Source organism: Bradyrhizobium sp. IC3195, assembly GCF_020193585.1.
GTDB classification, from domain to species: Bacteria; Pseudomonadota; Alphaproteobacteria; order Rhizobiales; family Xanthobacteraceae; genus Bradyrhizobium; species Bradyrhizobium yuanmingense.
Window position 1 is genome coordinate 124477 of record NZ_JADYVG010000023.1, and the last position, 6812, is coordinate 131288.

The 6812-nt window shown below is 60.1% G+C and carries 8 protein-coding genes; all 8 read right to left on the minus strand.

What is annotated here, in order from left to right:
- Positions 1-192: 192 nt before the first annotated feature.
- The gene (locus I6F09_RS37460) at positions 193-1224 is read right to left on the minus strand and encodes a hypothetical protein (protein ID WP_249782014.1); all 1032 of its coding nucleotides are present in this window, start codon (positions 1222-1224) and stop codon (positions 193-195) included.
- 300 nt (positions 1225-1524) lie between these two features.
- Complete coding sequence (locus I6F09_RS31230) at positions 1525-2829, minus strand: hypothetical protein (protein ID WP_225140941.1); 1305 nt, start codon at positions 2827-2829, stop codon at positions 1525-1527.
- 229 nt (positions 2830-3058) lie between these two features.
- Positions 3059-3655: a hypothetical protein gene (locus I6F09_RS31235; protein WP_225140939.1), complete on the minus strand. Its 597-nt coding sequence runs from the start codon at positions 3653-3655 to the stop codon at positions 3059-3061.
- Positions 3656-3766: 111 nt separating this feature from the next.
- Positions 3767-4204 (minus strand): hypothetical protein, encoded by a 438-nt coding sequence (locus I6F09_RS31240; protein ID WP_225140938.1) that lies wholly within the window; start codon positions 4202-4204, stop codon positions 3767-3769.
- Positions 4205-4207: 3 nt separating this feature from the next.
- On the minus strand, positions 4208-4759 hold the full coding sequence (locus I6F09_RS31245) for a hypothetical protein (protein WP_225140936.1): 552 nt from the start codon (positions 4757-4759) through the stop codon (positions 4208-4210).
- Positions 4760-4806: 47 nt separating this feature from the next.
- Entirely contained in the window at positions 4807-5328 is a 522-nt protein-coding gene (locus I6F09_RS31250; RefSeq protein WP_225140934.1) for an SbcC/MukB-like Walker B domain-containing protein, read from the minus strand.
- A complete protein-coding gene (locus tag I6F09_RS31255; protein ID WP_225145584.1) occupies positions 5309-6247 on the minus strand; it encodes a hypothetical protein in 939 nt (312 codons plus the stop codon). Before I6F09_RS31255 ends, I6F09_RS31250 begins: the two co-directional genes overlap by 20 nt.
- Complete coding sequence (locus I6F09_RS31260) at positions 6244-6651, minus strand: hypothetical protein (protein WP_225140928.1); 408 nt, start codon at positions 6649-6651, stop codon at positions 6244-6246. The genes I6F09_RS31255 and I6F09_RS31260 overlap by 4 nt, the downstream gene beginning before the upstream one ends.
- Positions 6652-6812: the final 161 nt, after the last annotated feature.

Below are 6812 nucleotides of genomic sequence, written 5' to 3' on the forward strand. Positions count from 1 at the left end.
TAGTCTGGGATTTAGTCTGGGGATTTTATTGCGATTGCGGATCCCGTGACGGAGAACGAACCCAAGAGGAGCGCTGGATTTCCCGAGCTGCGTAACCGACCATCGAAGATCGTGCGGCGGCGCCATCAGAAATTATGGCTGGGTCGGTCTGCGAGAAGGTCCACCGGCTGAAAGTTGCTAGTACCTCGCCACTCAAGCCGCCAGCGGTTGCTTTTCACTTTCGGAAAGCCACTTCGCATCGTCGATTCCATTGCTGAGAAAGGACAGAATGACGAAGTCGAGGATTGCAGCCGGAAGAGCCTCGATGATGAACATCCATTGCCAGCCGTGCATTTCCTCAGCCTGCGAGAAGACATCCATAATCCAACCGGAGAGCGGTGCGCCAAGTATGAGGGAGATCGGCTGCGCAACGAATAGCAGGGCGGCGACGCGTCCCGGACGTTGCGAGGGATGCCAATAGTTGACGATGGGCGGGTGCCGTTGTCGATCATCGGCCGTGACAATGCTTGTATTTCCGGCCTGACTGGCACGGGCACCGCTCGTTTCGGCCGACCTTGGTTCGACGCTGCTGGGGTGGCGCCGCTGGCCCGTTGCGCGCCGCAAGAAGCTTCTGCATTGCCGGAGGAATAACAACCTTTCTCTGCGGCGGCGGGCCGGACCGGCGAAGGCGTGTAATGAGGCGGCGCCGCCCCTTGGGCAGCAGCGGGCGGATGGCTGGCGGGTTTCTGCCAATGACCTGCTCTGGCGATAGGCCAAGGAGGTCATAATACTCTTCACCGAGCCGTTCCGTTTCCTGGAGCGTGAGGTCGTAGGCCCCGAGCTTGAACATCGCCAGTGCTCGGTTGTAGCGAAAGATGCGATGGTGCTGGTCGCTTTTTGGAAGGCGCTCCTCAACCTCGGCAAGCATGTCCCCGCATTCAATACATAGTAGGGCAGCCCGCCGGTGAGACGCGACAGACGCTCGCAATCCGCGTAGTCGGCCACGCAGCCGACCTCGGCGACCACCGCCGCAATGGTGTCCTCGTCCCAACCACCCAGCGTTTCATGCTCGACGCCGAGGAGTGCCGCGATCTCCTGTGTCACGATGCCCGGCTGGCACAGCAGAAGAAAGCGGACGTTCTGCGCCTGGTCGACAATCGGTTTCAGGTCCGCCGGCGTCAGGCGATGGGCATTGTCGATCACGACATCGACACTCAGCGCGTCCTGACCGAGCTTGATGTTCAACGGCCAAGCGTCTCCATGCCCGACGCGCCCGGGAGGAGCCCTTGATGTCGCCAGCTTCCAGGAGTCCCTGGCGCGTCTTCACCTGCACATAGAAGCAGTCGGCCGCCCGATGCAGTTCTACGTCCTCGTCTCCTTCGACGACGATTTTGTCGACGCCGGCCGATCCGGCGCGCAGCAAGCAGTTCGCCAGATAGAGGTGCTGATACAGGAAGCCACGATGCACCGCTTCGATACGCACCAGTTGGCGCGGATCGAGCACGTTTGGTTTTGCCTCTTCGTTCTGCTGGGTCATTCCAACGCCTATTTCGATAGCGGCGCAATCGCGGCTGCTTGCTCGAACTCTGTAATGGAGCGCGCAGGCGGCCGACCGTAGGCGTCCATCAAAGTGTTCCAGAATCGGAACAGGAGCGCCCGCCGTTCGTTCGGCGTCCAGGACTCAAGTTCTTCGCCCACATCCGCACGCCCGCTGACAGCCGGGAAGCGTTGCGATTGGTATTGGCCAGGCAAGACAGTGTCGGTCAGATCGCCAGCACCCAGCTTGATCCCGATCCGGCCTTTACCGCCCATGGCTCTGATGGCGGCAATGCCCTTACGAAGAAACTCATCCAGCGGTGTGAACGGCAGCGCGGACGCGAAACACAGGCCGCCGCTGTTTTCAGCGAAGCAGTTGCTGTTGACCCCCCAAAGCTCGCCGTTCGACTGGAACCATTGCGTCGCATTCGTGACGTCCGTGTCGTCAGCGTTCCCCGCGATCCGCCCCCAGACTGACAGCGCGCCATCGCCATTGAGGCCCCAATCACCGTCCCGCCCCCGAATGTTCAGTCCCACGTCGGAGATGCGCTGTTCAAGCTCGACCCGGGCCGGCGCTGACCATTCGCTAGGCGCGATGCGTGCGAAGATCCGCGTCCCTTTTCCCAGTCGGACATTCCGGCGCTGCTCCTCCATTGCATTGTTGCGAAATTCGAGCTTCTTCTCAGCCGCCGGCCAAATGGTCGGATCGCTACTGCTCGACGGTTGCCAGGAAATTGGGGGTGGTGGTGCCTTTACCGGAGCCTGCTCAGCCAGGATGGGCATGATGCAGCTCTTCAGCACCTCCGCGAAGCGCTTCTGCTCGGCCTTGATCTCCTCCTTCGTGGCTCCATCCTTGAGGGTGTAGACCTTCGCGCCGCTTCGGTGACGCCAATCAAAGGGAAGCGCCACGGGACCGGGATAGTGCGCGCCGTTCGCTACGAGAATAATGCGGCCCTGTGAGAGCGCATGCTCGGCGTAGCCGAGTTCGGACATGACGTTCGGGTTCTGGAGGTATTTGGGCTCGGAACGCTTTTCGGCAGCTATGTTGGGCTGAAGTGCTACAGGGGCCGTCATGCCCACCGGGGTCATGTCCGCGACAAAGACGTTCGCGCCGGCGATCTTCTCCAGGATGGTCTTCGTGATGTCCGGCGTTCCAGCGACATTCTTGGTATCGTGATCGACCTCGGGACGCTCCGCCTCCTCATAGTCGGGATCGATGGCGATGAGCTTGCAGGCGTCCTTCAGCGCATCGCGCACAAAGTAGTGATGCAACTTCGGATCGCGATCACTCTGCCATGACCAAAATATCTTCATTGGAAAACATCACCTTCTACTATCAGCGAGCTTTGTCCCGAGCGCTCGCATTGTGTTTAATCAGGAATACCGGCAGCCATGCAAAGTGATCTGGCGTGGCGCCGCTCAATACGAGCACGCCGTCAAGAAGGAGCAGTATCCTCCCAGCGGACAGCTCGCAGAAACTCATCGCGGGTCAGGGCGCAGAGAGCGAATTCGCCGCGCTTCAAGGGGCCTCCAAGACGAGACGCTACGCCGGGGCCTGCAAGGTAGAAGATGTAAGGCCCTGCATTGAAGAGACGTGGGCTACCGCACGCTTCCACTTCTCGATGAACTGCTTGTTCGGGCCCACCCAGCGCATGATCGCGAATTCCTTGCCGTCGAGATTTACGACCCGTGATCCGAAATCGAGCGACATGTTGAAATACGTCCCAAGGAACGAGCTTTCGCTGTGAATGTGGACCAGCCAGAACATCCGGTTTCCGCGCCGATAGAAGGCCTCCCGCGCGTTTCGCTCGTCCTCGCTGATCGAGGAGTGCTGCAGCTCAAGGACGGTCGCGCGCGGGGTGCCGCTGCCGACGAGGACGTCTGCGCGGTGCAGCTCTCCTGTCGTCGGGTCGCGTAGAGCGATCTCGCGGCAGGACATATCGAAGAGTTCTTTCCAGCCGAGGTGCCAGGCTCCCTCCGGCTCGCTCCAGGGATCGCAATCACCCGCCTTGTGCCGCCAGTGGGACGTGTTCTCGACGGGCATGACGGCGGTGAGCAAGCCGCCGCAGTCGCGACACGTGGTCCGTTCACCCTTCGCGACGGGGGCGCGCTTCTGGTCGCCGACCCAGGCATAGAGCACGTTTATGGCTCCCCTTTACGCTTCGCTAAACCCAACAAGCACGACAATGGCGCTGCCGCCAGCCGATCGGCCGAGCCTTTGGTCAAAATGCATCCTCCCCCAGCAGACATCCTATCTCGCCGTCATTAGTCGACAGGCGAGCTCCTGCTCGCCCCAACGCGCAGCGAAAGTATCGGATACCTCGAACCAACTGCCGTCATTTCCGGCGCCGTGATAGAGGCCCATGCAGGAGCACTGGCACTCATGCCCAGTCGCATTCTGGCACGCAGGAGAGCATTTCTCTTGCTCACGGTAGGGCTGAATAACGTAGACTTTGCCATATTCGGCCAACGAGCGTTCGACGAAATCGTTGAACCAAGCTTTCGGCAGTTCCCAGTATTTCTTGCCGGCAATCCAAATAGGCGACGTTCGTCTACCATTCTGAAGCCACTGGCAATTCGTTTCCGCGAAGGGAAGTCGAACGCGCAAGCGCTGCCCTCTTCCCGTCCGCCGCAGTACGACCGGTATCCGCTCCTGCCCCCAGACGTAGTTCAGCGTCAGTTTGTCCATGTTCTATCGAATTTGTTTGACCGCCCGCATGACGCTCTCGGCTGTCGTCAAGCTAAGCCCCATGTCGAGGCAAAGTTTGAAGAACTCTTCTGGTGCATCCGTCTTGTCCAGACGATATTGGCGGGTGAGATCCCGAGCAAACTTTCCGATCGGAATGACATCACTAGAGGAAACCCACTGTGGGTTACCGACTTTTTCCTCAAATGCTGCAATGACGTCGTCGGGAAGATCGGCACCAAACAGAAAATATCGAAGATAACGGATAAAATGTGGATGCGTGTAAATGTCCGTACCTCTGCAACCATTTCTCTCGAATAGACCCTTGCGCGACGCTTTGATCCTCCCGTGATGGTATCGGGGGTCATTCCAGTAATTCAGCCTTTCTTGGGGAACTGCGGACCTGTCGCTCAGAGATTGGAGCAAGGTAAGGATCGGCTGCGCATTGGCTTTATAAGCTGCGTGGCCCTCATCATGATTGCAATGAGATTCCCTGAGATCGATCTTCGCGAGTGTCGCGGCCTCGCTCTCAGTCAGCTTGATATGATATTTCTCCATGTATCCCCTCTTCCGGCCTGAACACTCCGAGGCCGCTTCGCCTGATATTATTGTGCGCTACTCGTCGCAGGCCACGCGGCTCCCTTGCCACCAGAAACTCTAATCTCGGATCGACCTGCACCGCGCTTTTCCACGCGCACCTGCACGGCAATCCGCTCGATCATGGCAGCGACGTGCGTGATGACGCCAACCTTCTGACCTCTACCCTGTAAGGTCTCCAGCGCATCTACTGCTAAGTCGAGGGTCTCCGCATCGAGCGAGCCAAAGCCTTCATCGATAAACAGCGTGTCGACAAAGGACGATCGACCCTCAAGACCTGACAGCGCCAACGCCAGCGCAAGGGAGACGAGGAAACGTTCACCGCCTGACAGGCTTCGGGTGCCGCGGACCTCGTCGCCCATGTCGCGATCAATAATATGCAGCGTGAGATCGGACGCAGCCCCCCGCGCGAGCCTGTAGCGGGGTGTCAATGCATGGAGATGATCATTCGCCAATTGCACCATGTGGTCGAGCGTGATGCCCTGCACAAAGCGACGGAAACGATCACCGCTAGCCGAGCCGATGGGCATCGTCGACTGCTTGCCAGATTACGAGTTCCGCTTTCGCAGTTTCGATTTGCGCGGATAGATTTGCAGCGGCGCCGCGCGCCTCGTCGTCTCGCGCGAGCGTAGCGGCAAGTGCACCTGTCCGTTGTTGCAAGTCTCCGATTTCGGTTCCCAACGCCGCGACGACTGCGGCCAACTCCTCGACATCGGTGGTCTCGTCGAACCCTTCTAACGCCCGGTGTAAGTCATTCTGACGCGTCAGCACTGCGGTGCCCGCATCGTTCACGCCTCGATCGATCTCTCGAATTCGGACCCGTAACGCTCCGCTCAATGCTGGGTCGGTTGCGATCAGCGCCGCAACCTGATCTGGCGGGCGAGCAATATCCATGCAGGCCGCGTTGAATGCCTTTTCGGCTAAAGCGTTACGGCCTTTGGCAGTCTCCAATCCGGCGGCGGCCTCGTCGCAACGAGCGCCGGCCGCCTGGAACGCTGCATCTGTAGTGGATTTTGTCTCGCGCGCGCGAGCAAGAGCTTCACGAGTGGTCTGGCAAGCCTCGGCGATCCGAGCCCGGTGACTTGCTGTCGCCTCGCCATCGAGGAGTTCCGCTCTGGCACGCGCCTTCTCTCCCTCGGCCAGGCGACGCTGATCGAGAAGAAGCGCCGCCGCCGTTACGTGGGCCTGCGCGTGCCGAAGCGAGGCGTCCGCCGCCGCACGCTCGGGCGCCAAGCGCTGGAGCGTCATTTCAAGCTGGCCAACCTGCTCGCGCAGGGCGGCATACTCCGTCGCAACTCTCGACAGCGTGACGCCAACACCCGCGGGATCGACATCGAGGTAGTCGACGGCCAGACCAGCGGCAGCAAGAAACGGCGTGATTTCACGGCTAATTGAAATGAGGCGCTCAGCAAGGCCCGCCGCCTGGACCGTGTACTCAGTTGCCTTCAATTGCGCAGCGTGGAAATCAGACGTCTTTGGTCGATGGAGCGCGCGGTCGTCTCGATCACCTCACCGAGCGCGTCATGCTCCCGCTGCAAACTGTCGATCTCTGTCCGAAGACGCCGGGAGCTTGCGAGCGGAGACGCAATGGCTGATCGTTCTGCGATCGCGACTGAGATGAGGGCCGCCAGTTTCAACGCAGCCTGGTCATCGAGAACGGGAGGTATGTTCCCCTCGATCCCAGCCTTCGTGCAGAGATCGTCCAACGACGACCACTGTTCGCCAAAAGCGCTGTTGGCAGCCAGAACTTGTCCGCGCGCCACATCGATGCCGCGATTTGTCTCCGCCTGGCGCGCTTCTCCAGCGGAGAGCGCGCGCGTTGCGGCATCCAAACGTTGGCCTGTCGCGGTCAACGCGGTATCAAGTTCTTCGCGCCGACGGCGAAGCCTAGCATTACAGTTGCAATTTTTTCCTGAGATGGGCTTTGCGCGCGTTGGCCTGATGGGCCCTACGCCAAGACGACCATGCGAGGATATGGGCGTGCGGGATGCGCCGCTGGGCAAGCTTCATGGCG